This window comes from Rhodococcus sp. USK10, from assembly GCF_019378875.1.
GTDB lineage: Bacteria > Actinomycetota > Actinomycetes > Mycobacteriales > Mycobacteriaceae > Rhodococcus_F > Rhodococcus_F pseudokoreensis.
On sequence record NZ_CP076048.1, the window covers coordinates 7893116 to 7919581 of the forward strand.

General features: G+C 67.8%; 28 protein-coding genes. 19 read left to right on the forward strand and 9 right to left on the reverse strand.

The annotated features are described in order from the left end of the window. The first annotated feature begins 147 nt into the window (after positions 1-147). On the forward strand, positions 148-1173 hold the full coding sequence (locus tag I1A62_RS43060; RefSeq protein ID WP_219461727.1) for a MinD/ParA family protein: 1026 nt from the start codon (positions 148-150) through the stop codon (positions 1171-1173). Here I1A62_RS43060 and I1A62_RS43065 read toward each other — a convergent pair. Then, a complete protein-coding gene (locus tag I1A62_RS43065; protein WP_225858148.1) occupies positions 1170-1700 on the reverse strand; it encodes a M23 family metallopeptidase in 531 nt (176 codons plus the stop codon). The genes I1A62_RS43060 and I1A62_RS43065 overlap by 4 nt on opposite strands. 315 nt (positions 1701-2015) lie before the next feature. Between I1A62_RS43065 and rpsB the strand changes: the two genes are divergently transcribed. From rpsB to I1A62_RS43095, 6 genes are all read left to right on the forward strand, one after another. Then, complete coding sequence (gene rpsB, locus I1A62_RS43070; protein WP_015890299.1) at positions 2016-2882, forward strand: 30S ribosomal protein S2; 867 nt, start codon at positions 2016-2018, stop codon at positions 2880-2882. Between the two features lie 112 nt (positions 2883-2994). Further along, positions 2995-3819: a translation elongation factor Ts gene (tsf, locus tag I1A62_RS43075; protein WP_072937822.1), complete on the forward strand. Its 825-nt coding sequence runs from the start codon at positions 2995-2997 to the stop codon at positions 3817-3819. Between the two features lie 178 nt (positions 3820-3997). Further along, entirely contained in the window at positions 3998-4726 is a 729-nt protein-coding gene (gene pyrH, locus I1A62_RS43080; RefSeq protein WP_124392790.1) for a UMP kinase, read from the forward strand. Positions 4727-4807: 81 nt separating this feature from the next. Beyond that, on the forward strand, positions 4808-5365 hold the full coding sequence (frr, locus tag I1A62_RS43085; RefSeq protein WP_015890301.1) for a ribosome recycling factor: 558 nt from the start codon (positions 4808-4810) through the stop codon (positions 5363-5365). A gap of 28 nt (positions 5366-5393) precedes the next feature. Next, on the forward strand, positions 5394-6320 hold the full coding sequence (locus tag I1A62_RS43090; protein ID WP_124392791.1) for a phosphatidate cytidylyltransferase: 927 nt from the start codon (positions 5394-5396) through the stop codon (positions 6318-6320). Between the two features lie 10 nt (positions 6321-6330). After that, positions 6331-7032, forward strand: coding sequence for a class I SAM-dependent methyltransferase (locus I1A62_RS43095; RefSeq protein ID WP_219458108.1), 702 nt, complete (start codon positions 6331-6333; stop codon positions 7030-7032). 9 nt (positions 7033-7041) lie between these two features. On the opposite strand, the gene I1A62_RS43100 is transcribed toward I1A62_RS43095, so the two are convergent. Together I1A62_RS43100 and I1A62_RS43105 are read right to left on the reverse strand one after the other, a co-directional pair. Further along, a complete protein-coding gene (locus I1A62_RS43100) occupies positions 7042-7893 on the reverse strand; it encodes a CoA ester lyase (protein WP_219458109.1) in 852 nt (283 codons plus the stop codon). Between the two features lie 83 nt (positions 7894-7976). Further along, positions 7977-8390, reverse strand: a complete 414-nt coding sequence (locus I1A62_RS43105; RefSeq protein ID WP_124392794.1) for a lipopolysaccharide assembly LapA domain-containing protein — start codon at positions 8388-8390, stop codon at positions 7977-7979. A gap of 114 nt (positions 8391-8504) precedes the next feature. Between I1A62_RS43105 and rlmN the strand changes: the two genes are divergently transcribed. Next, positions 8505-9614 carry a 23S rRNA (adenine(2503)-C(2))-methyltransferase RlmN gene (gene rlmN, locus I1A62_RS43110; RefSeq protein WP_219458110.1) on the forward strand — a complete coding sequence of 370 codons (1110 nt, stop codon included), beginning with the start codon at positions 8505-8507 and terminating at the stop codon, positions 9612-9614. A gap of 80 nt (positions 9615-9694) precedes the next feature. On the opposite strand, the gene I1A62_RS43115 is transcribed toward rlmN, so the two are convergent. After that, the gene (locus I1A62_RS43115) at positions 9695-9964 is read right to left on the reverse strand and encodes a DUF2631 domain-containing protein (RefSeq protein WP_072937825.1); all 270 of its coding nucleotides are present in this window, start codon (positions 9962-9964) and stop codon (positions 9695-9697) included. 120 nt (positions 9965-10084) lie between these two features. Here I1A62_RS43115 and dxr point away from each other — a divergent pair, with 120 nt between their 5' ends. From dxr to I1A62_RS43155, 8 genes are all read left to right on the forward strand, one after another. Then, positions 10085-11242: a 1-deoxy-D-xylulose-5-phosphate reductoisomerase gene (gene dxr, locus I1A62_RS43120; protein WP_124392795.1), complete on the forward strand. Its 1158-nt coding sequence runs from the start codon at positions 10085-10087 to the stop codon at positions 11240-11242. A gap of 6 nt (positions 11243-11248) precedes the next feature. Further along, positions 11249-12469: an RIP metalloprotease gene (locus tag I1A62_RS43125; protein WP_219458111.1), complete on the forward strand. Its 1221-nt coding sequence runs from the start codon at positions 11249-11251 to the stop codon at positions 12467-12469. A 41-nt stretch (positions 12470-12510) separates the two neighbouring features. Beyond that, positions 12511-13668, forward strand: coding sequence for a flavodoxin-dependent (E)-4-hydroxy-3-methylbut-2-enyl-diphosphate synthase (ispG, locus tag I1A62_RS43130; protein WP_124392797.1), 1158 nt, complete (start codon positions 12511-12513; stop codon positions 13666-13668). 94 nt (positions 13669-13762) lie between these two features. Next, positions 13763-14599, forward strand: a complete 837-nt coding sequence (locus I1A62_RS43135) for a GNAT family N-acetyltransferase (RefSeq protein WP_015890310.1) — start codon at positions 13763-13765, stop codon at positions 14597-14599. A 54-nt stretch (positions 14600-14653) separates the two neighbouring features. Beyond that, a complete protein-coding gene (locus I1A62_RS43140; RefSeq protein ID WP_219461730.1) occupies positions 14654-16468 on the forward strand; it encodes a penicillin-binding transpeptidase domain-containing protein in 1815 nt (604 codons plus the stop codon). A 158-nt stretch (positions 16469-16626) separates the two neighbouring features. Further along, complete coding sequence (locus I1A62_RS43145; protein WP_072937830.1) at positions 16627-16932, forward strand: hypothetical protein; 306 nt, start codon at positions 16627-16629, stop codon at positions 16930-16932. 1 nt (position 16933) lies between these two features. Then, on the forward strand, positions 16934-17413 hold the full coding sequence (locus I1A62_RS43150; RefSeq protein WP_219458112.1) for a GyrI-like domain-containing protein: 480 nt from the start codon (positions 16934-16936) through the stop codon (positions 17411-17413). Beyond that, positions 17413-17841, forward strand: a complete 429-nt coding sequence (locus I1A62_RS43155) for a GyrI-like domain-containing protein (protein ID WP_219458113.1) — start codon at positions 17413-17415, stop codon at positions 17839-17841. The genes I1A62_RS43150 and I1A62_RS43155 overlap by 1 nt, the downstream gene beginning before the upstream one ends. A 16-nt stretch (positions 17842-17857) precedes the next feature. On the opposite strand, the gene I1A62_RS43160 is transcribed toward I1A62_RS43155, so the two are convergent. Together I1A62_RS43160 and I1A62_RS43165 are read right to left on the reverse strand one after the other, a co-directional pair. Further along, entirely contained in the window at positions 17858-19279 is a 1422-nt protein-coding gene (locus I1A62_RS43160; RefSeq protein WP_124392801.1) for an APC family permease, read from the reverse strand. Positions 19280-19332: 53 nt separating this feature from the next. Further along, on the reverse strand, positions 19333-20199 hold the full coding sequence (locus I1A62_RS43165; RefSeq protein ID WP_124392802.1) for a LuxR C-terminal-related transcriptional regulator: 867 nt from the start codon (positions 20197-20199) through the stop codon (positions 19333-19335). A gap of 116 nt (positions 20200-20315) precedes the next feature. Here I1A62_RS43165 and I1A62_RS43170 point away from each other — a divergent pair, with 116 nt between their 5' ends. The 3 genes from I1A62_RS43170 (at position 20316) to I1A62_RS43180 (ending at position 24447) form a co-directional block, all read left to right on the forward strand. Further along, entirely contained in the window at positions 20316-21935 is a 1620-nt protein-coding gene (locus tag I1A62_RS43170) for an AMP-binding protein (protein ID WP_219458114.1), read from the forward strand. A 119-nt stretch (positions 21936-22054) separates the two neighbouring features. Further along, positions 22055-22912, forward strand: coding sequence for a type I methionyl aminopeptidase (gene map, locus I1A62_RS43175; RefSeq protein WP_072937841.1), 858 nt, complete (start codon positions 22055-22057; stop codon positions 22910-22912). Then, positions 22909-24447, forward strand: a complete 1539-nt coding sequence (locus tag I1A62_RS43180) for a cobyric acid synthase (RefSeq protein ID WP_219458115.1) — start codon at positions 22909-22911, stop codon at positions 24445-24447. The genes map and I1A62_RS43180 overlap by 4 nt, the downstream gene beginning before the upstream one ends. Here I1A62_RS43180 and I1A62_RS43185 read toward each other — a convergent pair. Genes I1A62_RS43185 through I1A62_RS43195 form a run of 3 tightly spaced genes read right to left on the reverse strand, consistent with a single transcriptional unit; the run spans position 24444 to position 26418 of the window. Continuing rightward, complete coding sequence (locus I1A62_RS43185) at positions 24444-25142, reverse strand: ABC transporter permease (RefSeq protein ID WP_219458116.1); 699 nt, start codon at positions 25140-25142, stop codon at positions 24444-24446. The two genes, I1A62_RS43180 and I1A62_RS43185, sit on opposite strands and share 4 nt — an antisense overlap. Then, positions 25139-26059 carry an ABC transporter ATP-binding protein gene (locus I1A62_RS43190; protein ID WP_219458117.1) on the reverse strand — a complete coding sequence of 307 codons (921 nt, stop codon included), beginning with the start codon at positions 26057-26059 and terminating at the stop codon, positions 25139-25141. Before I1A62_RS43190 ends, I1A62_RS43185 begins: the two co-directional genes overlap by 4 nt. After that, on the reverse strand, positions 26056-26418 hold the full coding sequence (locus I1A62_RS43195) for a GntR family transcriptional regulator (RefSeq protein WP_219458118.1): 363 nt from the start codon (positions 26416-26418) through the stop codon (positions 26056-26058). The genes I1A62_RS43190 and I1A62_RS43195 overlap by 4 nt, the downstream gene beginning before the upstream one ends. Positions 26419-26466 lie beyond the last annotated feature (48 nt).

Genomic DNA, 26466 nt, shown 5'->3' on the forward strand with positions numbered 1-26466 from the left:
ATCAGGCGCATCCCCGGGCCTGACCCGATTTGGTAGCGTCGCCCCTCGAATCTGCAGTTGTTTCTGCACTATCCCGGGGGAACAGTGGACCGCGAAGACTTGACTCGATCGCAGCCGTCCTGGCTGAACGACGGTGGCGGCGCCCCGGTGGGCGATGCCGCGGCGGATCCGTGGGGGCAGCAGTCCTGGGACGATCCCACTCCCGCGCCGAGTCAGCATCAGGTGACCAATCAGGATCTGGTGGCGGATGCGCTCCTGAAGCGGGCGCGCAAGGCGCCGAGCCGGGGATGGCGGCGCGGACTGCACCGGCTCACCGGGGGAACGGTGAACCCGGGGGAGTCGGCGGGGGAGGCTCGCGACGCGGCAGTCCTCGACCGGATCCGGCAGCCGATCCAGGGGGACTATCGAATTGCGTTCCTGTCCTTGAAGGGCGGCGTCGGGAAGACGACGACCACGATCGGGCTCGGTTCGACGTTCGCGTCGTTGCGCGGCGACTGCGTGATCGCCGTCGACGCCAACCCCGACTTCGGGACGCTCGCGCAACGGGTTCCCCTGCAGACACATTCGACGGTCCGTGACCTCATCGCGGCGGAGCCGGACATCTTGCGCTATTCGGATGTGCGGGCTCACACGTCGCAGGCGCCGAGCCGCCTCGAGGTGCTCGCGAGCGAGCAGGACCCGGCGATCTCCGAGGCGTTCAGCGAGGACGACTACCGGCGGGTCATCGACATCCTGCAGGTGTACTACAACATCATCCTCACCGACTGCGGCACCGGCATCATGCATTCGGCGATGAACGGTGTTCTGCAACTCGCCAATTCCCTGGTGCTGGTGAGTTCGCCCGCGATCGACGGCGCCCGCAGTGCCGCCGCCACGCTGGACTGGCTGCAGCACCACGGTTACGGGCACCTCGTGTCCCGCACCGTCGTCGTGATCAGTGCCGCCCGGCCGGGGTCGAGCATGATCGACATGACGGAGCTGACCAACCATTTCCTGCTCCGGTGCCGGGCCGTGAAGGTGGTGCCGTTCGACGAGCACCTCGCCGAGGGTTCGGTCGTGGATCTGGATCTGCTGCGTCCCGAGACACGCAAGGCGTTCGTCGAACTCGCCGCGATGGTTGCGGACGACTTCCCGGAGTCGGCGGGCAGACACGCTGTCGCCGAGTGGCGTTAGCCGCCGCCGACGGGTTCGAGCCGTACCGGTGCCACCCGGACGAGTCCGAGGGGGTCGAGGTATTCGCGGTCGCGGCGCAGACCCCAGTGCAGGCACGCGGCGACGGGGGCGATGCAGCCCGGGTGCCCGGGTTCGAGTGTCCCGAGGACGGTGCCGCGGCCGACGCGCAGCCCGGGGGTGACCCGGGCGGTCACCGGTTCGTACGTGGTGCGCAGACCTCCCGGGTGGTCGACGGAGACGACGGGCTTGCCCGCGACTGTGCCGGCGAACACCACGATGCCCGCGCCCGCGGACAACACCGCCTCGTCGGGGACGCCACCCAGATCCACGCCGCGATGGCCGGGAAGCCAGTCGTGCTCGGGATTGTCGAATGCCCGCACTACTCGCGGCCGCGGGTGCAGCGGCCAGTCGAAATCGCCGGTCGGTGCGGCATCGGCGGGCGGGCCGAGGAGAACCGCGGCGCTCAGGAGGGTCGTCGCCGTAACCGCCGCCGTCAGGACCCGCAGGATCGCCCCGAACTTCGTCATGACTCGACGATCCCGCACGTCGGGGCAAGAATCGGGCGGCGGACGACATTGTGGATGGATTCCGTTTCGTCCACAGATTCCGCAGAACCCTTGCACGCGTGGACCGGGTGTGTCAGGGGCGGTTAGGGCGTGGGGCGTGGAGGCCGTACACTGATCGAGCGGTCTGTGTTCGCACAGTCCGACTTCGCGCGTCCGCGCAGTGTACGGATCGTCGGCTGGTCTCGCATTTCGATGGGAGTCCGACGATTCACGGGCGCCAGGGCGGAACGTCACCGACGTTCGGCATCAACCGGAATGAAAGAGAGATACACAGCCATGGCTGTCGTAACAATGAAGCAGCTGCTGGACAGCGGCACGCACTTCGGTCACCAGACCCGTCGCTGGAACCCGAAGATGAAGCGATTCATCTTCACCGACCGCAACGGCATCTACATCATCGACTTGCAGCAGACGCTGACGTACATCGACAAGGCGTACGAATTCGTCAAGGAGACCGTTGCCCACGGCGGCACCGTTCTCTTCGTCGGCACCAAGAAGCAGGCCCAGGAGTCCATCGCGGCCGAGGCCACTCGCGTCGGGATGCCCTATGTCAACCAGCGTTGGCTCGGCGGCATGCTCACCAACTTCACCACCGTCCACAAGCGTCTTCTCCGCCTCAAGGAGCTCGAGGCGATGGAGCAGACCGGTGGCTTCGAGGGTCGCACCAAGAAGGAAATCCTCATGCTCACGCGTGAGATGACCAAGCTGGACCGCACTCTCGGTGGTATCCGCGACATGGCCAAGGTCCCCTCCGCGGTGTGGGTCGTCGACACCAACAAGGAGCACCTGGCGGTTGCCGAGGCTCGCAAGCTGAACATCCCGGTCATCGCGATCCTGGACACCAACTGCGACCCCGACCTCGTCGACTACCCGATCCCGGGCAACGACGACGCCATCCGCAGCGCCGCCCTGCTCACCAAGGTCGTCGCTTCCGCGGTGGCCGAGGGCGTGCAGGCCCGCGCCGGACTGAGCTCCGACAAGGACGCGAAGCCCGAGGCCGGCGCCGGTGAACCCCTCGCCGAGTGGGAGCAGGAACTGCTCTCGCAGGCAGCGCCCGCAGCAGAGGCCGCTCCCGCAGCTGAGGCGCAGGCGGCTCCGGCTGCCGAGGCCCCCGCAGCAGAGGCTCCCTCCACCGAGGCCTGATCCGATGCAAACGGCCCTGACCAAGAGATCTTTGGTCAGGGCCGTTTCACGGTCTGCCCCGAGTACTACCCTGACTTACGTCCCAACAGACATATGAGGAGGCTCGCTCACCATGGCGAACTACACCGCCGCTGACGTCAAGCGGCTCCGCGAGCTCACCGGCTCCGGAATGATGGCCTGCAAGAACGCTCTCGCTGAGGCCGAGGGTGACTTCGACAAGGCTGTCGAGCAGCTGCGCATCAAGGGCGCCAAGGACGTGGGCAAGCGTGCCGAGCGCACCACGGCCGAGGGCCTGGTCGTTTCCAAGGACGGCGTCCTGCTCGAGCTCGACTGCGAGACGGACTTCGTCGCGAAGAACGAGGACTTCCTGAAGCTCGCCGAGTCGATCGTCACGGTCGCCGCAGCAGCGAAGCCCGCCGACGTCGACGCCCTCAAGGCGCTCGAGCTCGACGGCAAGACGGTCGACACCGTCATCCAGGAGCAGTCCGCGAAGATCGGCGAGAAGCTCGTCCTGAGCAAGATCGCTTCCTTCGACGGACCGGTCGCGGTCTACCTGCACAAGCGCAGCGCCGACCTGCCGCCCGCCGTCGGCGTCCTCGTCGAATACACCGGTGAGGGCGACGCTGCTGCGGAGGCCGCTCGCGGCGCCGCCATGCAGGTCGCGGCGCTCAAGGCCAAGTACGTCACGCGCGACGAGGTCCCCGAGGACATCGTCGCCAACGAGCGTCACATCGCCGAGGAGACCGCGCGCGCCGAGGGCAAGCCGGAGCAGGCTCTGCCGAAGATCATCGAAGGCCGCGTCAACGGCTACTTCAAGGACGTCGTGCTGACCGAGCAGTCCTCGGTCCAGGACTCCAAGAAGTCCGTCAAGGCGATCCTCGACGAGGCCGGCGTGACCATCAAGCGCTTCGTCCGCTTCGAGGTCGGTGCTTCGTAGGAAGTCGTGTGAGTCGTATGGCCCCGTCGGACGAGTGCGCTCGCCCGGCGGGGCCTACGTATACCGCCACCGTCCTGATGAGGCAGGATGAGGATGGCCGTCTGTATGGGCCGGGTAGCCGCATGGGTGCGCTCGGCCGCTGTCGAAATCGACGAGTGCTGTGGAACTGAGGAGAGCAATGTCCGAACCAGCCAACGAACGTCCGGGATTCCATCGAGTCCTTCTCAAACTCGGCGGAGAAATGTTCGGTGGTGGCAAGGTCGGTCTCGACCCCGACGTGGTGACCAAGGTCGCGGAGCAGATCGCGGAGGTCGTGCGATCCGGGGTGCAGGTGGCGGTGGTCATCGGCGGCGGCAACTTCTTCCGTGGTGCGGAACTGCAGCAGCGAGGTTTGGACCGCGCGCGTTCCGACTACATGGGCATGCTCGGCACGGTCATGAATTGCCTTGCTCTGCAGGACTTCCTGGAGAAAGAGGGCATCGACAGCCGCGTGCAGACGGCGATCACCATGGGTCAGGTGGCGGAACCGTACATTCCGCTGCGCGCCCAGCGTCACCTCGAGAAGGGGCGCGTCGTGATCTTCGGCGCCGGCATGGGCATGCCGTACTTCTCGACCGACACGACCGCGGCGCAGCGGGCCCTCGAGATCGGTGCCGAGGTGGTGCTGATGGCCAAGGCCGTCGACGGTGTGTTCACCGCGGACCCGAACCTCGACCCGAACGCGACGATGTACACGCAGATCACGCACCGTGAGGTCATCGAGCAGGAGCTGAAGGTGGCCGACGCGACGGCCTTCAGCCTGTGTATGGACAACCAGATGCCGATCATGGTGTTCAATCTGCTGACCGAGGGGAATATCGCTCGGGCGGTGTCCGGTGAGAAGATCGGAACGCTCGTCAAGTCATGACGCGCGTGCCACGCTCGACACAGGGTTTTCTCGAAACAGAGGCAGTGACGAATCGATGCAGAACGACATGGAGGAACGGCCGTGATTGATGAAGCTCTCTTCGAAGCCGAGGAGAAGATGGAGAAGGCTGTCACGGTGGCCAAGGACGATCTCGGGTCGATCCGCACGGGCCGCGCGAATCCTGGCATGTTCAACCGCATCGGAATCGACTACTACGGCGCGTTCACCCCGATCACGCAGCTCGCCAGCATCAACGTGCCGGAAGCGCGACTCGTCGTCGTCAAGCCGTACGAGGCCTCGCAGCTGAACGCCATCGAGACGGCGATCCGGAACTCGGACCTGGGCGTGAACCCGTCCAACGACGGAAACCTGATCCGCATCTCCGTTCCCCAGCTCACCGAGGAACGCCGCCGCGAACTGGTGAAGCAGGCGAAGTCGAAGGGCGAGGACGCGAAGGTGTCCGTGCGCAACGTGCGCCGCAAGGCGATGGACGAGCTGTCCCGGATCCAGAAGGACGGCGAGGCCGGCGAGGACGAGGTCGGGCGGGCCGAGAAGGAACTCGACAAGACGACCGCCCGGTACGTCGCGCAGGTCGACGAACTGGTGAAGCACAAGGAAGCCGAGTTACTGGAAGTTTAGTCACGAGACGAGGAGTGGATCGGGGACAGTGACCGTGCCAGCAGAACACGGGACCCCAGGAGGACCCATCTCCGAGGGCGACCCCTCGGGACCGGTCTCCGAGGGGAAGCCCGCGCCGGAGGCGGCCACGGCCGCGAAATCCAAGGCCGGGCGTAATCTCCCCGCGGCGATCGGCGTCGGCGTCGGACTCGGCGTCGCGCTCATCCTGATCCTCGTCTACGTCCCCCTGGTGTGGATCGGGGTCGTCGCGGTCGCGATGGCCGTCGCCACGTGGGAGGTCACGAAGCGGCTCCGGGAGGCCGGTATCAGCGCCCCCCGGATTCCGCTGATCGCCGGGGGCCAGGCGATCCTGTGGCTCGGGTGGCCGTTCGGTCCGGTCGGCGTGCTCAGCGCCTTCGCGGGCACGGTGCTGGTCTGCATGGTCTGGCGCCTGTTCGACCACGGGTTGAAGGCGACGCCGCAGAACTTCCTCCGGGACACGGCGATCACCGTGTTCGTGGCGTCCTGGATCCCGTTGCTGGCGTCGTTCGCCGTGCTGATGGTGCTGCAGGACGACGGCGCCGGGCGGGTGCTGTGCCTGATGATCGGCGTGGTCTGCTCCGACGTGGGCGGTTATGCGGCGGGTGTGCTGTTCGGCAAGCATCCGATGGTGCCGGCGATAAGCCCCAAGAAGTCGTGGGAAGGGTTCTTCGGGTCGCTGCTGTTCTGCGTGATCGGAAGCCTGCTGACGGTCACACTGATCCTCGACGAGAATTCGATGATCGGTGTGCTCCTCGGCATCGTGCTGGTGGTCACCGCCACGCTCGGCGATCTCATCGAATCTCAGGTCAAGCGCGAGCTGCGAATCAAGGACATGGGCACTCTGCTTCCCGGGCACGGCGGGATCATGGACCGTCTCGATTCCCTGCTGCCGTCGGCGTTCGTGACGTGGCTGGTGCTCACGGTCCTCGTGTGACCGCGCTGTCGTGACCATTCCCAGCCCGAACATCTGGCACTGGCCGGAGTGGTACGAGGTGGAGAATCGTGCCCAGGACGTGGACGGTGCGATCTTCCGGCACTTGCGCGGGGCCGTGGACTGGACGGGCGGCGTCGTCGCCGACGTGGGCTGCGGCACCGGTTTCCATCTCCCGGTCTTCGCCGAGTCCGCGGCGACGGTCTACGGCATCGAACCGCATTCGCCGCTTCTGGAACGCGCCCGCGCCCGCGTGGGGCACCTGCCGAACGTCCGCGTGCTCGCCGGCTCGGCGGAGGGCACCCCTCTGGGCGACGCGACCGTCGACGTCGTGCACGCGCGGACCGCGTATTTCTTCGGGCCGGGTTGCGGCCGCGGAATCCGCGAGGCGATGCGGGTGCTGCGCCCGGGCGGCGCACTGGTCGTGGTCGATCTCGATGCGACGGCGCATCCCTACGGGGAGTGGATGCGCACCGACCTGCCGCGATACCACCCCGCGGCCGTGGAGGCCTTCTTCGCGGCGCAGGGGTTCGACCTGGCCCGAGTCGAGACACGATGGCGCTTCCCGAACCGGGAAGCGCTGCGCGCAGTCCTCGGCATCGAGTTCACGAAGAAGACGGCGTCCACGGCATTCGCGCAGACACCCGGCGTGGCTCTCGACGTGCGCTACCGCGTGCACGTTCGCCGAAAGCCCGCCGGGCTGGAATTGCTCTGACCGGTGTCGTTACCGCGATGCGATGTGGAAGAGCTTCGCGAGCGCGTTGATCTTCTTGGCCTTCGCCAGCTTGGGGAGGTCGCTGCCGTCCCGCACCCGGGAACCGTCCTCGCCGAGGTCCGCGATCACGTCCCGTGCCCATTCGGCCTCCGCCGGGGACGGGCTCAGCGCGTCGTTGACCGGCGCCGTCTGCGCGATGGTCATGCACAGTTTCCCGGTCATACCCATCGACAGGGTGAGCGCCGACGCGCGGATCAGGGCGTCGACGTCGGTGCCGAGGGTGGGGCCGTCGATCGGCGGTGCGATCCGGGCGGCCCGGCTGGCGACCGTCAGCCGGGAGCGGGGATACGCCATCGCCAGCGGTGAGTCGTCCATGCCGGTGTCGCGACGGAAGTCGCCGCTGCCGAACGCCAGCCGGAAGGTGGCCTCGGTCCGGGCGATCTCGGGTGCGGCCTCGAGTCCCATCGCGGATTCGACGAGGGCGAGCACCTTCGTGCCCTCGGGAAGTCGCTCGGCGGTGGCGTCGACCTGCATGCCGCTCTCGGTCTTCGCGAGCATGACGCCTTCGAGTCCGGGCACGCCGTGTAGGGCTGCCAGGTCGTCCGCCCAGTATGGGGTGGTGGCGTCGTTGATCCGCACCCACGCGCGGCGGTTCTCGCCGAGCCAGGCGACCACGTCGGCCCGGGCCTGGGGTTTGCGATCGGGAGTGACGGCGTCCTCGAGGTCGAGGATCACCGCGTCGGCGGCGCTGGTGTGGGCAGCCTCGAACCCCTCGGGTTTGCCGGCGGGAACCAGCAGCCAGGATCGTGCTTGTTCAGCTGCGATGCGCGGTGCCACAGTCGTCTCCATGTCGGCCTTCACAGTTGTGCCGTTCCGGTGATATCCACGACAGTAATTCTGCTCGCAGGGGGCCGGCGCAATCCACTTGCGTAACTATTGTTCAGTTAGAAATTACTGTTCAGACGCCGCTGCCGGTTCGCGGCCCGCCGGATCTGGATGATGCGGACACCGCCAGCGAGGGCCATGATCACCGCGCCTGCGATTGCCGCGAACAGCAAGGTGACGCCCAGCGGGAGCGTGAATTCCCAGGCGAACAGTTCGAGGGTCACGCTGTCGAGGTTCTGCAGGATGAAGACGAGAAGCAGTACCAGAACGACGATTCCGATCACCAGGCCGGTCCAGGTGGCACCCACCCGGGTGTGCTTGATCCCCTTGCGGCGGGCGACGTCGGGGTGCTCCGTGCCTGCCGGTGTCGTGTCGGGGTGCGTCGGGTCCGCGGGCACCGGTTCAGTGCCCGGAGCGCGACCGGCCGGGACGTCCGGTGGGAAGTTCGAAGGGTCGTCCGGTGTTGTCGACATGAGTTGATCTTCACCCACCTGGGCGGGTTCCGCATGCGCATCGGGCGGCGAATCGACGTCGATCAGGCATCCGCACGACAACGACCCCCGAATCAATGGGACAATGGAGAAACTATGGCTGTCTCGCTTCCCCTCGTTTTCACCGCGCCCCGGCGTGGGATGCCCCCCAAGCATCTCGCGGACCTCGACTCCACCGAGCGGCGGGAGGCCGTCAAGGAGCTGGGTCTGCCCGGGTTCCGGGCCGACCAGCTGGCCCGTCAGTACTACGCGCGGCTCGAGGCGGATCCGGAGAAGATGACCGACCTTCCCGCCGCCGTGCGCGAGCAGGTGGGCGCGGCGCTGTTCCCGACGCTGCTCACCGCCGTCAAACACCTGGCCTGCGACGGCGGCGACACCCGCAAGACGCTCTGGAAGGCGAACGACGGGACGCTGCTCGAGAGCGTCCTCATGCGCTACCCGGACCGCGCGACGCTGTGTATCTCCAGTCAGGCCGGGTGCGGAATGGCGTGCCCGTTCTGCGCGACCGGGCAGGGCGGGCTGCAGCGCAACCTGTCGACCGCCGAGATCGTCGACCAGGTGCGTGCCGCCGCGGCCGCCCTGCGCGACGGTGACGTCCACGGCGGCCCGGGCCGGTTGTCGAACGTCGTGTTCATGGGGATGGGGGAGCCGCTCGCCAACTACAAGCGCGTGGTCGCCGCCGTCCGCCGCATCACCTCGCCCGCCCCCGAAGGTCTCGGGTTGTCGCAACGCTCCGTGACGGTGTCGACGGTGGGCTTGGCGCCCGCCATCCGCAAGCTCGCGGACGAGGATCTCAGCGTGACGCTGGCCGTGTCCCTGCACACCCCGGACGACGAACTGCGCGACACCCTGGTCCCGGTGAACAACCGCTGGTCGGTGGCGGAGGTCCTCGACGCCGCCCGCTACTACGCGGACAAGTCCGGTCGCCGGGTCTCCATCGAGTACGCGCTGATCCGGGACGTGAACGATCAGCCGTGGCGCGCCGACCTGCTGGGCAAGAAGCTGCGCAAGGCGCTCGGACCGCTGGTGCACGTGAATCTGATCCCGCTGAACCCCACACCGGGCAGTGAGTGGGACGCGAGCCCGAAGCCGGTGGAGAAGGAATTCGTCCGGCGCGTGCTGGCGCAGGGGGTGTCCTGCACGGTGCGGGACACCCGTGGCCAGGAGATCGCCGCCGCTTGCGGGCAGCTCGCCGCCGAGAACTGAGCGTCCGCAGCGCAGGCCGATACGACGAAACCCCTCGTCCCCGAGTGATCGGGACGAGGGGTTTCGTTCGTGGTTCGGTGCTACCGGGGCTTGCGCCGCAGGACGATGTCGCGAATGAGGATGAAGAACATCACGGCTGCGCAGCCGATCAGCCACAGGTCCTCGACGAAACCCCTGTGGTTGCCGATGATCATGAGCAGCAGGAACACGGCGAAGAACCATCCGAAGAATCGGAACGTCTTCGGCGCCTCACCGCTCCAGCCCCATGCTGCCGACGGGACCTCCGCGGTGTCGATGTGTGCGGCCACGATGGGGTCGCTGGACGAGGGCTCCAACTGGGTTCCGGCCACGATCGATCCTCCTGCAGATTCGGTTGCGCTACTCGACATATCGTGACATACGACCGTCCGTCGTATGTAGTGGGGCCATCCGTGGCGGGCGGTCCGCATTTCATCAGGAACAATGGGTGGGTGGATGAAAACAGGCCCACCCGCGTCCTGCTGCTCGGCAGCACAGGTTCGATCGGCACCCAGGCGTTGGAGGTGGTGGCCGCCAACCCGGACAAGTTCACGGTGGTGGGGCTCGCGGCCGGCGGCGGAAACGTCGAACTGTTGACCCGGCAGATTCGTGAGACGGGTGTGTCGTCGGTCGCAGTCGCGGATCCGCGCGCGGCGGCCGCGCTGGATCGGCCCGGGGTGCTGAGCGGGCCGGACGCCGTCACCGAACTCGTGCGCACGACGGAAGCGGACGTCGTCCTCAATGCACTGGTCGGTTCGCTGGGCCTGGAGCCGACACTGGCCGCGCTCGAGTCCGGTGCGCGGCTCGCGCTGGCCAACAAGGAGTCGCTCGTCGCAGGTGGGCCCCTCGTGACGGCGGCCGCGGCGCCGGGGCAGATCGTGCCGGTCGACTCCGAGCACTCGGCGCTGGCCCAGTGCCTGCGCGGCGGCAGCGCCGGCGAGGTGGACCGCCTGGTCCTCACCGCCTCGGGCGGGCCGTTCCGCGGTTGGACGGCCGATCGGCTGGAATCGGTGACACCCGAGCAGGCCGGCGCCCACCCCACGTGGTCGATGGGGCCGATGAACACGCTGAACTCGGCGACCCTCGTCAACAAGGGGCTCGAACTGATCGAGACCCACCTGCTGTTCGGCGTCGACTACGACCGGATCGACGTCACCGTGCACCCGCAGTCCATCGTGCACTCGATGGTCACGTTCACCGACGGCTCGACGCTCGCGCAGGCCAGCCCCCCGGACATGAAGCTCCCGATCGCGCTGGCCCTCGGCTGGCCGCACCGGGTCGCGGGCGCCGCCGCGGCCTGCGATTTCAGCACCGCGTCCAGCTGGGAGTTCGAGCCACTCGACTCGCAGGTTTTCCCTGCCGTCGACCTCGCCCGCGAGGCGGGCAAGGGTGGCGGATGCCTCACCGCCGTGTACAACGCTGCGAACGAGGTCGCGGCTCAGGCATTCTTGGACGGGATCATCCGGTTCCCGCGCATCGTCCGCACCGTCGCCTCCGTGCTGTCCGAGGCGGACGAGTGGTCGGCGCCACCGGCTACCGTGGAAGACGTACTGGCCGCCGACGGCTGGGCACGTGAGCGAGCACGTCAGCTCGTGAAGCAGGAAGGCTAGAACTGCATGGTGTTCGCAGTGGGCGTTGTTCTCTTCGCCCTCGGGATCGCGTTGTCGATCGCACTTCACGAAGCGGGACACATGTGGGTGGCGCAGGCCACCGGCATGAAGGTCCGCCGGTACTTCATCGGCTTCGGACCCAAGATCTTCTCCTTCCGCCGCGGTGAGACCGAGTACGGGCTCAAGGCGCTCCCGCTCGGCGGGTTCTGCGACATCGCCGGGATGACGGCGCTGGACGAACTCGAACCGGACGAAGAAGACCGGGCCATGTACAAGAAGCCGACCTGGAAGCGCCTCGCGGTGATGTCCGGCGGCATCGGCATGAACTTCGTCCTCGGCCTCGTGCTGGTCTACGTCCTCGCCGTCGGCTGGGGGCTGCCCGATCTGAACCGGTCCACCGACGCGGTCGTCGGGTCGGTCGGATGCGCTGCGCCGACCCAGGGTCCCGGCCCCGACTACGCCCTGTCCGAGTGCACCGGCCCGGGCCCCGCCGAGCAGGCGGGCATCAGGACCGGCGACGTCATCACCGCGGTCGACGGCAAGGACACGGCCACGTTTGCCGACGTGGCCGCCGCGACCCGCTTGCTGTCCGGCCCGGTCGACTTCACGATCGAGCGGGACGGCGAGGAACAGACGATCGTCGTCCCGGTCCAGCAGGTGCAGCGCTGGGTCCAGGAGAAGGGCGAGACCGAACCGCACGAGGCGACGGTCGGTGCGATCGGCATCGGCGCGACCCCGAGCGTCGTCGAGCACTCGGCGCTCTCGGCGGTTCCCGCGTCGTTCGAGTTCACCGGCGACATGTTCGCGATGACCGCCGAGCGGATGGTGCAGATGCCGAGCAAGGCGGTCGACCTGTGGCACGCGGTGACCGGCGGCGAACGCGACCCGGAGACCCCGATCTCGGTGTACGGCGCCAGCGTCATCGGCGGTCAGATCGCCGAACAGGGCATCTGGGAAGCGTTCGTGCTGCTGCTCGCGAGCCTGAACTTCTTCCTCGGAATGTTCAACCTCCTGCCACTGCTGCCGCTCGACGGCGGGCACATGGCGGTCACAATCTACGAGCGGGTCCGGGACTGGTTCCGCGGCAGGCGCGGACTTCCGCGCGGCGGACCCGTCGACTACATGAAGCTCCTGCCCGTCACCTATGTGGTGATCGTCATAGGCGGCGCATACATGCTTCTCACACTGACCGCCGACATCGTCAACCCGATCAAGCTCTTCCAGTGAACGCTAAACTCGGACTTGAAGCTACGAAAGAAGGCACCCACGTGACCAGCCCTGTCGGATTGGGTATGCCCGAAGGCCCGGCCGCCGTTCTCGCACCTCGCCGCAAGACTCGCCAGCTCCAGGTCGGATCTGTCGGTGTCGGCAGCGACTTCCCGGTATCCGTGCAGTCGATGTGCACCACCAAGACCCACGACGTCAACGCTACGCTGCAGCAGATCGCCGAACTCACGGCATCCGGTTGCGACATCGTGCGCGTCGCCTGCCCGCGTCAGGAGGACGCCGACGCGCTCGCGACGATCGCGAAGAAGAGCCAGATCCCGGTCATCGCCGACATCCACTTCCAGCCGCGATACATCTTCGCGGCCATCGAGGCGGGCTGCGCGGCCGTCCGCGTGAACCCCGGCAACATCAAGGAGTTCGACGGACGCGTCAAGGAGGTCGCGAAGGCGGCAGGAGACGCCGGCATCCCGATCCGCATCGGCGTGAACGCCGGATCCCTCGACCCGCGGCTGATGCAGAAGTACGGCAAGGCCACTCCGGAGGCGCTTGTCGAGTCCGCGCTGTGGGAGGCGGGACTGTTCGAGGAACACGGGTTCGGCGACATCAAGATCTCGGTGAAGCACAACGACCCGGTGATCATGGTCGAGGCCTACCGGCAGCTGGCGGCGCAGTGCGACTACCCGCTGCACCTGGGGGTGACCGAGGCCGGTCCCGCGTTCCAGGGCACGATCAAGTCGGCGGTGGCGTTCGGCGCACTGTTGGCCGACGGCATCGGCGACACCATCCGGGTGTCGCTGTCCGCCCCGCCCGCCGAGGAGATCAAGGTCGGCACGCAGATCCTGCAGTCGCTGAACCTGCGGCCCCGGAAGCTCGAGATCGTGTCCTGCCCGTCGTGCGGGCGGGCCCAGGTCGACGTGTACACGTTGGCCGACGAGGTGACCGCCGGACTCGAGGGCATGGAGATCCCGCTGCGCGTGGCCGTCATGGGTTGTGTCGTCAACGGTCCCGGTGAGGCCCGCGAGGCCGATCTGGGTGTCGCGTCCGGCAACGGCAAGGGCCAGATCTTCGTCAAGGGCAAGGTCATCAAGACGGTGCCGGAGGCGCAGATCGTCGAAACGTTGATCGAGGAAGCGATGCGAATCGCGGAGGAGATGGAGGGCGATTCGACGTCCGGATCTCCCGTCGTGACGGTCAGCTGACCCGGCGCCCGCAGCGGGCAACGAAACGTCTCCCGTTTCCGGCGAGTTCGTGGCAATCTGGTGGGCAGGTCCACTAGCTGACAAGGTTGGGTAGATGCTCAAGCTCCTCGGTGCCAAACAGTTGAGCAGTCGGGACGCAGCACACGTGCTCCGCGTTCTCGACGCCGATCCTGTCGCCGCCTGCATGGTTGCCGCTCGCGTAGAAGAGGGCGGTATCGATCCCCGGATGATCCACGGAGAGTTGTGGAGTCGGGGCGGGCCGCTCGAATCGTTGTGCTTCTCCGGTGCGAATTTCGTGCCGCTGCGCGGCAGCATCGACGACATGCGGGCGTTCGCCGACCGCGCCTGTCGCACGCCGCGCATGTGCTCGTCGCTGGTCGGGCGGGCCGAGTTGACGTTGCCGTTGTGGGAGATGCTCGAGCTGGATTGGGGGCCTGCCCGCGAGGTCCGGCCCGATCAGCCGCTGCTGGCGCTGGCGAGTACGCCGCAATGCCGCCCGGATCCGTTGGTCCGGCAGGTGCGGATGCACGAACTCGAGCAGTACCTGCCTGCCGCGGTCGCGATGTTCATCGAGGAGGTCGGCATCGACCCCCGCGCCAACGACGGCGGTCGAGGATACCGGCGCCGCGTCGCCAATCTCATCGCCGCAGGCCGGGCGTGGGCGAGATTCGAGGACGATCAGGTGGTGTTCAAGGCCGAGGTCGGTTCGGTGTCCGCGCGGGTCGGGCAGATCCAGGGCGTCTGGGTGCACCCGATGTACCGCGGGCACGGGTTCGGCGCGGCGGGCACCGCGACGGTCGCGGAGGCCGTCATCGCGGAGGGCCGCATCGCCAGTCTCTACGTCAACAGTTTCAACACGGTGGCCCGGAGCGCGTACGCACGCATCGGCTTCAGGCAGGTCGCGACGTTCGCCACAATTCTCCTGGACTGACGCGCTGGCCCGCCTACCGTGTCGGCGGTGTCCGCCGACATAGCATGGGCGGCGATGAATCTGCGGCCACACTCTCGCTCCCGCGTCGTCCAGGCGATCGCCCTCTGCGGCGCCGCTGTGCTGACGGTGGGTCTCGCCGCGTGCACGCCGAGACCGGACGGTCCGGAACCGGCGGCGCAGGCGTTTCTGACGGCGTTCGCCGAGCAGGATTCGGAGCAGGCCGCCGACCTGTCGGATCGCCCGGACGTGGCCCGCCAGGCCCTCGAGTCCGCGTGGACGTCGCTGCAGGCCGAGTCGCTCGACGCCCGGACGACGGACGTCGACGTCAGCGGTGACACGGCCACCGTCGGGTACACGTACGAATGGCATCTGCCGAAGAACCGGGTCTGGGCGTATTCGGGTGAACTGCAGATGGGGCGGCGCGGCGGCGACTGGGCCGTGCGGTGGAGTTCCACGAACGTCCATCCCCGGCTGGGGGACCGGCAGACGATGTCGCTGCGTTCCACCGCAGCCCCCCGGGCGCGGGTCAACGAGCATTCCGGTTCGGACGTCCTCGTCCCCGGCGTGGTGTACCGCGTGAAGTTCGATGCGGCGCAGTCGGGCAACGTGATCGGCAGCGCCCAGTCCCTCGCGTCGGCGCTCGTCACGTTCGACAACACGCTCACCGCGCAGTCGATCGCCGAATCGGCGACGGCGGTCAAGGGCGACTACCTCGTCACCCGGTTGCGGTCGGACGATTACGAACAGGTCGCCGGTGTGCTCGGTGCCATTCCCGGGGTGAGCGTGTCCGACGAGGCGGACCTCGTCGCGACCGACCGGAATTTCGCACCGGATCTGGTCGGTCAGGTCAAGAAGACCGTGATCGACGAAGTCGACGGCAAGGCCGGTTGGAGCGTGGTCACGGTCAACCAGAACGGGGTGGACACGGACGTGCTCACCGAGACGGCGCCGCAGACCTCCCCGTCGTTCTCGATCAGCCTGGACCGTCCCATCCAGATCGCCGCGCAGAACGCCGTCAATGCCCGCACCGACCAGACCATGATGGTCGTCATCCAGCCGTCGACCGGCGACGTGCTGGCCGTCGCGCAGAACAAGGCGGCGGACAAGGACGGGCCGGTTGCGCTCACCGGCCTGTATCCGCCCGGTTCGACGTTCAAGATCATCACCGCAGGCGCCGCGATCTCCTCGGGCATCGCGACACCCGACACGATGGTGCCGTGTCCCGGACGCATCGAGATCGGTGAGCGCAGCGTCCCGAACTACAACGAATTCGCGCTCGGCACCGTGCCCATGGCGACGGCGTTCGCCCGTTCGTGCAACACGTCGTTCGCGAAACTCGCCAGCGAGATGCGGCCCGACGCACTGACGGTCGCGGCATCGCAGTACGGAATCGGGCCCGACTACGACGTGGTCGGCCTGCCCACCGACTCGGGTTCGGTGCCGCCCGCCGACGACCTGGTGCAGCGGACCGAGGACGGGTTCGGTCAGGGCAAGGTGGTGGTCAGTCCGTTCGGGATGGCGTTGGCCGCGGCGACCATCGCGCACGGTACGACGCCGGTGCCGCGGTTGATCGCGGGTCGGGAAACCAAGATCGACGGGGAGCATCCGCCGATCAGCCCGGAGATGGTCGACGGGCTGCGCGGCATGATGCGCCTCGTGGTGACGAGCGGTACCGCCGAGCGGATCGAAGATCAGGGCGAGGTGTACGGCAAGACCGGTGAGGCCGAGGTCGAGGGCGGCTCGCACGCCTGGTTCGTCGGATACCGCGGCGACCTGGCGTTCGCGACGCTGGTGGTGCGCGGCGGCAGTTCCGACAACGCCGTCGCCGTCACCCGCGACATGTTCGCCGCCCTGCCCGAGGGGTACTGACCACGGTCACTGTCCACCGATCGGGGGACGCGGAATTCATCCTGTTCGGGGGCTGATCGGCGGACAGACTTCCTCGTCGGCGCCGTCCATAGTTGGGTGCAGACGGAAGAACCCGCACAGCCGGGATCGAAAAGCCAACGTGGACAGGAAGTCGGACGATGACCATCAGTGCAGAAGTGAATTGCGTGGAGACAGCGAACCGCACCCGGCGGGTGTTGTTCGTCGGGCGCCCGGGCGCCGGCACTGAGCTGACGCGGTGGGTTGCGTTGCGGCAGTGGGCTTCCGACCGTGGAGTCGAATCGATCACCGAATGTGAGGGTGACGTCGTCTGCGCGATCGCGACCGAGGACGTTCTGGACGGACTCTGTTCGCCATCCGATGCGATGGCGATGCAGCTGGCGCGGGCTCGAGGGGTGCCCTGCGTCGGCGTTCGCGACGCACACGTGCTCGAGGACGCGATCTGACATGTCATTCGAGATCATCGAGCGCGGCGAAACCCTCGTAGCCGGGCTGCCCGTGCGCAGCCCCCGGCGGGCGTTGGGACAGCTGAGCGACCCTCGTCTCGACCGCGCCTGGACGAGGGTGCTCCACCACGAGGTCGGCGGGCCGCTCGCGTCCACCTACATCGACTTCGCGCCCGACGTCGAGTCGTATTACACCCAGATCGTCGGGTACGAGTGCGCGACGGTGGACGACGCCACGCGGGGCCACGTCATTTCGCGGATCCCGCCCGGCACGTACGCGAAGTTCTCCTCGCGGGGCATGTTCCCGGACGTCATGTTGCGGCTGTGGGCGCAGGTCAGCGAGGCGGAGGCGCAAGGCGACATCGAGCGGACGTACACCGGCGACCTCGAGGCGTATCCGCACGCCTACGCCGTCGACCTGTACATCCCTATCCGCGTGGACGAGTCCGCCGGACCGTCGAAGGCAACAGGTGAGAAGTGATGATCGAGATCGTCAAGAGGCAGGCCGAATCGTTCGTGGGCCTGACCATCCCCGAAGGAAGACCCGGACGTCCCGGGCAGGGCCGGGAACTCGTCGACTTCACCGTGGAGCGGATCAGGGATCGGGGGATCTCCGAGATCTTCGTCGTCTACGCGGCATCCCCGCCGCCGCGCACGTTCACGGTCGTGGTCGGATACCCGTGCGATTCGACCGACAAGATGGAGCCCGGCGACGTCCTGGTCGGCGTACGGTCCGGCTACTTCGCCCGATTCCGGTGCGAGGACGAATCGGAACCGGACGCGCTGGCCGAGACGTGGAGCGTCGCCGACTACGCGGCGGCGCGCGGCCGGATCGAACGCGCTTTCACCGAGGATCTGGAGGTGCATCATCCGGACGGGTCGGTCGAACTGTTCCTCTCGCTCCACTGAGCGGCGGACCGGCGGGTCACTCGTGCTCGGCGAGTTTCTCGGGGTCGATCTCGGGCCCGCCCTTGCCGAGCCTCTTGTTCACGACGACGGTCCCGGCCCACAGCACGACACCGATTCCGAGGAGGATGCCCGCGATCTGGTACTGCACCGCGGGGCGGTCGGCGAAAGGAGTGACGAGGAAGCCGCATGTGAGGGCGCCGATGATCGGCAGGATGGTCGGTACCCGGAAATGCTTGTGCTCCACCGGTTGCCTGCGCAGGACGAGCACGGTGACGTTGACGATGGTGAACACGCCCAGCAGCAGCAGCGCCGTCGTGCCGCCCAGTTCGGGGACCTCACCGACGAACGTGATGAGGCCGAACGCGAGGAGCGTCGTGAAGACGATCGCCACGTACGGGGTGCGCCTGGTGGAGTGCACGCGGCCGAGCGGGGGCGGCAGGACGCCCTCCCGGCTCATGCCGTACAGCAACCGGCTCGCCATCAGCATGTTGATCAGCGCCGTGTTGGCGACGGCGAACATGGTGATGAACGCGAAGATCCCGATCGGAAAGGCGGGCGCGCCGGCCTGAACGACCTTCAGGAGCGGAGTGTCGCCCTCGCCGAGTTCGCTCACCGGCACCAGCGCGATCGCGGTGATCGACACGAAAACGTAGATGCAGCCGGTGATGATGAGACCGGTCAGCAGGACCTTCGGGAAGATGCGGCTCGGTTCCTTGCATTCCTCGGCCATGTTGACCGAGTCCTCGAACCCGACCATCGCGAAGAACGCGAGGGCGGTCCCGGCGACGACCGCGCCGAGTGCCGATCGGTCGCCGGTGTCGAACGTGGTGACCCGCGAGAAGTCGCCGTCGCCGACGCCGAGTGCCCACAACCCGATCATGATGATGATCAGGAGTCCGGACAACTCGACGCAGGTGAGCACGACGTTGGTCTTGACGCTCTCGCTGACTCCGCGGAAGTTGACGAGACCCACCAGCGTCATGAATCCGAGACCGAGCAGGGTGATGCCGATTCCGGTGGAGAAGTCGAGATGGAACGCCTCGACGAAATTGGCCGCGAACGCCCGCGACGCCGTCGAGGCGGACGTGATTCCCGAGCACATCACGGCGAACGCGACCATGTACGTGAGGAAATGCACCCCGAACGCCTTGTGCGTGTACAGCGCGGCGCCGGCGGCCTTCGGGTATTTCGTGACCAACTCCAGGTAGCTGAACGCCGTGATGATCGCGACGAGGAACGCCACCAGGAACGGCAGCCACACCGCGCCCCCGACCTGATTGGCCACCTTGCCGGTGAGCGCGTAGATGCCGGTGCCGAGGATGTCGCCGACGATGAACAACAGGAGCAGCCCCGGGCCCATGACCCGTTTGAGGCTCGGCTGTTCGGGTGAATTCGAACCCGGTGTGCCCGAATTCGTGGCGTCCGCTGTCGATCCCATGATCCACCGCCTTTCACTACCGCCAGCGTCCCTCGTTCGAGGAGACGCGTTCGCTAGGGGAGCAGCCCGAGCCTGCGTGCGGTGACCACCGCCTCGTGCCGCGACCGTGCGTCGAGTTTGCTCATGGCGCTGCGCAGGTAGCTCTTCACCGTCTCCGGTCCGACCGAGAGTCGCTGTGCGGCTTCACCGTTGGTGCATCCCAGGGCGACGTGGGACAGGACGTCGATCTCACGCGGCGTGAGGTGGACGCCCGGGTCCTCGTCGGCGCCACCGGCGTCCGGGCGCAGGATCCCGGCCAGTCGCTGCGACAGCCCGCGGAGGCGGGCCTGCAGCGAGGTGTCGGTGACGGTCTGCGCGACACTCCGCAGTTCCGCGTGGATGTCCCGGAGTTCCTCGGTGGTGGCGCCGCCTGCGCCGTTGCCCTCGAGTGTCGTCATCATCTCGAGGCGGCGGTCGACCTCGTCCCGGATGGCGATCTCCGTACCGAGGCGCCGCGACGCGGCGACGACGATGTCCGCGGTGCGGTCGCCGATCGGCGCGCAATCGCGGATGGCGGCGTACAGCACCGCACGCGAACTGCCCTGCACCATGACGGGCACCGCCAGGATGGACCGGAGTCCCTCGCTGAGAACGGGCCGGTCGTAGTGATGCGTGATGGTCGAGGCTCTGCCGTAGTCGTGGACCGACGCGGGTGAGCGCTGGACGACCACGCGACCGCCCAGTCCGGAACGCGCAGGGATGGCGAGCCCCTTGAGGTTGTTGGTGCGGGTGCCGACGAACTCGCTGAGGTGGAGGGTGTCGTCCTGGACCTCGCCGCCGAACAGGACCGGCGCAACGCCGTGAGCTGCGATGGCGCGCAGCTCACCACGCAGTGCGTCCCCGTCCCGAGGGCGCAGCAGCGACGGTGCTCGAGCAACCAAGTCGTCACCCCTTTCCGGGGGTAGTCACAGCGGTCTGTGAGCTAGATCATAACCGTAGTGGGTTCGGGCGACGGCCCGACCTCTTTACCTGGCCATGAGAACACGAGGAGTACCGCATGACCACCGATCCCGCCGCGCGCGTGCGTGAACTGCTGGACCAGTACGACACGCCGACGGCGTCCGCCGCGGAACTGTTGTGTGATCGACACCCCGCCGACGACGTGGCGTTCACCGTCGTCGAATCCGACCTGTCGTCGACGGACCTCACCTACGGCTACCTGCGCGAGCAGTCGTCGCGGTTCGCCGCCGCACTGGCGGACCTCGGGGTGCAGCCGGGGGATCACGTCGCGACGCTGATGGGCAAGTCGGCGGAACTGGTGGTCGCACTGCTCGGGATCTGGCGCCGGGGCGCCGTCCACGTCCCCCTGTTCACCGCGTTCGCGCCGCCGGCGATCGCGTTCCGGCTCGGTGCCAGCGGCGCGAAGGTCGTCGTCTCCGACGCCAATCAGGTCGAGAAGCTGGCCCCCGGGGAAGACATTCCCGCGGACGCGTCGTGGCAGGTCGTCGTCGTGGGTGGCGGCTCCGGCGCTCTCGATTTCGCGACGCTCGTGGAGTCGCGCGACGCGGCGGACGCGAAGGGCGCGGCCGTCACGGTCGGCGGCGCGGGACCCCTCGTCCAGTTGTTCACCAGTGGCACGACCGGGACCCCGAAGGGTGTGCCGGTGCCCCTGCGGGCACTCGCGTCGTTCCACGCCTACCAGGAGTTCGGCCTCGACGTCCGCAAGGACGACGTGTTCTGGAACGCCGCCGACCCCGGCTGGGCGTATGGCCTCTACTACGCGCTGCTCGGGCCGCTCGCCGCGGGCACCCGCAGCATTCTGCTGCACGCCGGGTTCTCCGCACCCCTCACCTGGCAGGTGATGGAGCGGTTCGGCGTCACCAACTTCGCCGCCGCGCCCACCGTCTACCGCAGCCTGCGCGCCGACCCCACGCCGATTCCCGAGACCGTGACGCTGCGGCGCGCGTCGTCGGCAGGTGAACCCCTCACCCCCGACGTGATCTCGTGGGCCGAGGCCAACCTGAACGTGTTCGTCCGCGACCACTACGGCCAGACCGAACACGGCATGTTCATCGCCAACGCCTGGGCCGACGGGCTGCAGGACGAGGTGCGCGAGGGGTCCATGGGCAAGCCGCTGCCGGGGTGGGCGTGTGCCGTCCTCGCGGACGATTCCGACGCCGTTGCCGCGCCGCGCACCCCGGGGCGGGTCGCCATCGACACTCATAACAGCCCGCTGATGTGGTTCACCGGCTACGTCGACGCACCGGAGAAGACCGCGCAGCGGTTCACCGCCGACGGTCGCTGGTACCTCACCGGCGACGCCGGGCAGACCGACGAGGACGGCTTCTACTTCTTCTCCGCCCGCGACGACGACGTGATCATCATGGCCGGCTACCGGATCGGGCCGTTCGACGTCGAGAGCGTGCTCGTCATGCACGACCACGTCGTCGAGGCGGCGGTCGTCGGGATGCCCGACGAACTGCGCGGTGAGGTGCTCGAGGCATTCGTCGTCCTGCGCGACGGCATCGACGGAACCGGTGAACTCGAGGTCGAACTGCAGACCCTGGTGAAGAAGAAGTTCGCCGCGCACGCCTACCCGCGCACTGTGCACTTCGTCCCGGGCCTGCCGAAGACCCCCAGCGGCAAGGTGCAGCGGTACCTGCTCCGCCAGCGGTAGGCGGCTCCGCCGCTCGTGCGCCTTTCCGGTTGAACCCGCCCTACCGGAAAGGCGCACGGGTGCGTCAGCGCGGCGGGTCCCGGGGCGCCCCGGCCAGGTGCGGGTCTAACCTGGTAGCCATGTCTGTCCGCACAGCACTGAGCCCCGGAACCGTGTCTCCCGTCCTCGCCGTACCGGCGGGGATCGAGCGTCCTGAGTACGCGTGGAAGCCCACGGCGAAGGAAGGCAACGAGCCGTGGGTCCAGACCCCGGAGACAATCGAGGCCATGCGGGTGGCGAGCAAGATCGCCGCGCAGGCCCTGCAGGAGGCCGGTAAGGCGGTGGCGCCGGGTGTCACGACCGACGAACTCGACCGCATCGCGCACGAGTACATGATCGATCACGGCGCCTATCCGTCGACGCTCGGCTACAAGGGATTCCCCAAGTCGTGCTGCACGTCGCTGAACGAGGTGATCTGCCACGGCATCCCCGACTCGACGGTGATCCAGGACGGTGACATCGTCAACATCGACGTCACCGCCTACATCGGCGGCGTGCACGGAGACACCAACGCCACGTTCCTCGCCGGCGACGTCGCCGAGGAGAACCGGTTGCTGGTGGAGCGGACCCACGAGGCGACGATGCGTGCCATCAAGGCCGTCAAGCCGGGCCGCGCGCTCAACGTCGTCGGCCGCGTCATCGAGTCGTACGCGCACCGCTTCGGATACGGCGTGGTCCGCGACTTCACCGGGCACGGCATCGGCACCACGTTCCACAACGGCCTCGTCATCCTCCACTACGACGAGCCCTCCGTGGACACGGTCATCGAACCCGGCATGGTGTTCACGATCGAACCGATGATCAACCTCGGTGACATCGGCTGGGACATGTGGGACGACGACTGGACCGTGGTCACCAAGGACCGCAAGTGGACGGCCCAGTTCGAGCACACCATCGTGGTCACCGAGACCGGCAACGAGATCCTCACCCTGCCTTGAGCGAGAGCCGGTGGAGGGGCGCCCTGCTCGTCGCCGGCACCACGTCCGACGCGGGCAAGAGTGTGCTCGTGGCCGGACTGTGCCGGATGCTGGCGCGGCGGGGTGTCCGGGTGGCGCCGTTCAAGGCGCAGAACATGTCGAACAACTCCGTCGTCACGCTGGACGGCGGCGAGATCGGCCGAGCGCAGGCCCTGCAGGCCGCGGCCTGCGGGCTCGAGCCGAGCGTCCGCTTCAACCCGGTGCTGCTGAAACCGGGCAGCGACCGCACGTCGCAACTGGTGGTGCGCGGGCGTGCCGTCACGACGGTCGGGGCCCGCGACTACATCGAGCACCGGCAGCACCTGCGCGCGGTGGTGGCCGAGGAACTGGAATCGCTGCGCGCCGACTACGACGTCGTGCTGTGTGAGGGGGCAGGGTCTCCCGCCGAGATCAACCTGCGGGCCACGGACCTCGCGAACATGGGGCTCGCGCGCGCGGCGGACCTGCCGGTGCTCGTCGTCGGCGACATCGACCGCGGTGGGGTGCTGGCTCACCTGTTCGGCACGGTGGCGGTCCTCGCACCAGAGGACCAGGCGCTGATCGCGGGTTTCGTGATCAACAAGTTCCGCGGCGACGTGTCGTTGCTGGCGCCGGGTCTGCAGCAGTTGACGGCGATGACGGGTCGCCCGACATTCGGGGTGATTCCGTTCGCCGAGGACCTGTGGCTCGACGCGGAGGATTCACTGGGTGTGGTGGGCGACGCGCCGGTCGGGCGTCCGGCGCCGCCGGTCGGCGACGACTGGTTGCGCGTGGCGGCGATCCGCCTTCCCCGCATCTCCAATTCGACGGACGTCGAGGCGCTCGCGTGCGAACCGGGGGTGTCGGTGCGCTGGGTCACCGATCCGTCGCGGCTCGAGGACGCCGACCTGATCGTGCTGCCCGGCAGCAAGTCGACCGTGTCGGATCTGGAGTGGTTGCGCCGCACCGGCATCGCGGATGCGATCACCGTGCATGCGAAACGCGGCGGCCCGGTTCTCGGTGTCTGCGGCGGCTACCAGATGCTCGGGTCCGTCATCGTCGACGACGTCGAATCCGGCCGGGGTGCGGTGCCCGGACTGGGCCTGCTCGACCTCGAGGTGGAGTTCGCCCCGGACAAGGTGCTCGCCCAGGTCCGCGGCGACGCCCACGGAGTTCCGGTGTCCGGGTACGAGATCCATCACGGGCGGGTGCGCCGCAACGGCGATCCGCCGCTGCTCCACGCGAGCAGCGGCGCCGCGGAAGGCAGTATCCGCGGCGCCGTGTACGGCACACACTGGCACGGTCTTCTCGAGACGGACCGCTTCCGCCGGCTTCTGCTGGACGACGTGGCCGAGCACGCGGGGAGAACCGGTTTCGTCACCGCCCCGGACACGGACGTCGCCGCGATCCGGACCGCTCAACTCGATCTGCTGGCGGACCTGGTGGAGCAGAATCTCGATCTGCACGCCCTCGAGGCGCTGCTCGGGGCGGGCGCCCCGACCGGGCTGCCGACCATCGCGTCGACCCTGCTGCGTTAGGCCGTCGCGCGGCGGACGACCGTCCACGCGGCGAGGATGCCCGCCGCGGCGGCCAGCGCGGGCAGCCACACCATCGGCACCGATCGGGGCACGTCGGCGAACCAGTGGCCGATGTCCGGCCACCACTTCTGCCACGTGATCACGAATGCGGCGGCGCCTGCGGCGAGGAGAGTGCCGACGCCGAGCGTGAACAGGCCCACCACCCGCCACCGGTGATGCAGTGCGCCCAGGAACAGTCCCGCCGCCGCGGTCAGCGACAGGAAGGCGAAGTACGTCGCGAGCTGGATCACCGGTGCGGACGTGAAATAGACGGGTATCGCGAACATCCGCATCCCGACGCCCCATCCGCCGGTGGCCACCTCGATCAGCGACAGACAGTAGAGCAGCACCCCGAACACGAGAACCTGGACGGCGGCGACCAGCAGGGTGGCTGCGAAGTAGTCGCGCCGGGTGACGCTCATTCCCAGTGCGAACGGGAACGTCTGCGTCATGGCCTGCAGGTAGAACGCGAGCGCGAACCCGAACAGGGAGAAGACGCCGCCGCTGAAATTGATGTCGCTGCCGGTGTCGCCGACCATCGCGAAGATGGCGGCACCGATCGTGAACGATCCGACGAGGACGCCCAGCGGCCACGCGACGAGCAGGGGCCAGGCGACGGTGTGGATGCGGGAGACGGTCAGGACCCGGTTCGTCATCGTGCTTCCTCCTGGCGGGTGGTGGTGCCGGCGGCGGTGGTGCTGCGGACCACGAGTTGTTGAAGGCTGAGGGGTTCGAACTGCAGGCCCTCGTCGACCGCCCGGTCTCGTTCGGTGTCCGTCAGGGAGGTCTGTACCGTCGCCCGTTCGTGACTGCCGAGCGATTCCCGGTGCAGCACGGTCTTGTTCGAGGTGAATGCGGCCACGAGCGACGCAAGGCCGGAGACGACGACGGCGCCCCCGCGGAGTGCGTCGGCGTCCTCGTCGAGGACGATCCGTCCCTTGTCGATCAGGATCACGTGTTCGATCAGGTCGCTGACCTCGTCGATGAGGTGCGTGGACAGCACGACCGTGCGCGGGTGTGCGGCGTAGTCGGCGAGCAACCGGTCGTAGAAGAGATGCCGTGCGACGGCGTCGAGACCGAGATACGGCTCGTCGAACAGGGTGAGCGGTGCGCGGGAGGCCAGGCCGACCGTCACTCCGAGCGCGGAGGTCATGCCCCGCGAGAGTTTCTTCACCTTGCGGCACGACGGAAGGTCGAAATCCTCCATCAGCGTCTGTGCGAGTTCCTCGTTCCAGTGGGGGAGCAGGTGCCGCGCGCTCGCGAGGACGTGCCGCACCTTGAAGTCGTCCGGGTACTTCTGGCTCTCCTTGACGAAGCAGACGTCGGTGAGCACCCGGGCATTCTCGTGCGGTGCCTGCCCGAAGACCTCGACCGCACCCGAGGTCGGGAACTCCTGGCCGGTCAGGATCTGCATGAGCGTGGTCTTGCCCGCGCCATTGCGGCCGAGGAGGCCGTAGATCTTCTTCTCCTGCAACGAGAAATCGATCGCGTCGAGTGCGGCGAAGTCGCCGAATCGCTTGCCGAGGCCCCGCGCCGAGGCGATGGTCTTCGTGTCGGATATCGTGCCGATCATCGTGCTCCCTCCCATTGGTCGAGCATGGTCTTGAGCTCGGCGATGCTGACGCCGAGTTTGTCCGCCTCGGTGACGAGCGGATCGATGAACTGGCGCGCGAACCGCTCGCGTCGCCTGAAGCGCAGCGCGTCCCGGGCGCCGGACGTGACGAACATCCCGATTCCCCGCTTCTTGTAGAGGATCCCGTCGGCGACGAGCTGATTCAGGCCCTTGGCTGCGGTCGCCGGGTTGATCCGGTGGAACGCGGCGAGCTCGTTGGTGGACGGCACCTGACCTTCTTCGGGAAGGCTGCCGTCGATGATCGAGTTCTCGATGAGTTCTGCGATCTGCTGGAACAGCGGTCTGCCGTTGTCGATCATCGACGCCCGCCTCGTCGGTTGATCGGTTCATTACTCATGTAATGAACC

Coding starts and splice junctions, on each gene's coding strand:
- pyrH (WP_124392790.1), top strand. CDS start 3,998: ATGTCCGAACCAGCCAACGAACGTCCGGGATTCCATCGAGTCCTTCTC.
- rlmN (WP_219458110.1), top strand. CDS start 8,505: ATGGCTGTCTCGCTTCCCCTCGTTTTCACCGCGCCCCGGCGTGGGATG.
- I1A62_RS43125 (WP_219458111.1), top strand. CDS start 11,249: ATGGTGTTCGCAGTGGGCGTTGTTCTCTTCGCCCTCGGGATCGCGTTG.
- I1A62_RS43170 (WP_219458114.1), top strand. CDS start 20,316: ATGACCACCGATCCCGCCGCGCGCGTGCGTGAACTGCTGGACCAGTAC.
- tsf (WP_072937822.1), top strand. CDS start 2,995: ATGGCGAACTACACCGCCGCTGACGTCAAGCGGCTCCGCGAGCTCACC.
- I1A62_RS43135 (WP_015890310.1), top strand. CDS start 13,763: ATGCTCAAGCTCCTCGGTGCCAAACAGTTGAGCAGTCGGGACGCAGCA.
- I1A62_RS43155 (WP_219458113.1), top strand. CDS start 17,413: ATGATCGAGATCGTCAAGAGGCAGGCCGAATCGTTCGTGGGCCTGACC.
- I1A62_RS43195 (WP_219458118.1), bottom strand. CDS start 26,418: ATGATCGACAACGGCAGACCGCTGTTCCAGCAGATCGCAGAACTCATC.
- I1A62_RS43190 (WP_219458117.1), bottom strand. CDS start 26,059: ATGATCGGCACGATATCCGACACGAAGACCATCGCCTCGGCGCGGGGC.
- map (WP_072937841.1), top strand. CDS start 22,055: ATGTCTGTCCGCACAGCACTGAGCCCCGGAACCGTGTCTCCCGTCCTC.
- rpsB (WP_015890299.1), top strand. CDS start 2,016: ATGGCTGTCGTAACAATGAAGCAGCTGCTGGACAGCGGCACGCACTTC.
- I1A62_RS43105 (WP_124392794.1), bottom strand. CDS start 8,390: ATGTCGACAACACCGGACGACCCTTCGAACTTCCCACCGGACGTCCCG.
- I1A62_RS43185 (WP_219458116.1), bottom strand. CDS start 25,142: ATGACGAACCGGGTCCTGACCGTCTCCCGCATCCACACCGTCGCCTGG.
- I1A62_RS43065 (WP_225858148.1), bottom strand. CDS start 1,700: ATGACGAAGTTCGGGGCGATCCTGCGGGTCCTGACGGCGGCGGTTACG.
- I1A62_RS43150 (WP_219458112.1), top strand. CDS start 16,934: ATGTCATTCGAGATCATCGAGCGCGGCGAAACCCTCGTAGCCGGGCTG.
- I1A62_RS43160 (WP_124392801.1), bottom strand. CDS start 19,279: ATGGGATCGACAGCGGACGCCACGAATTCGGGCACACCGGGTTCGAAT.
- I1A62_RS43140 (WP_219461730.1), top strand. CDS start 14,654: ATGAATCTGCGGCCACACTCTCGCTCCCGCGTCGTCCAGGCGATCGCC.
- I1A62_RS43145 (WP_072937830.1), top strand. CDS start 16,627: ATGACCATCAGTGCAGAAGTGAATTGCGTGGAGACAGCGAACCGCACC.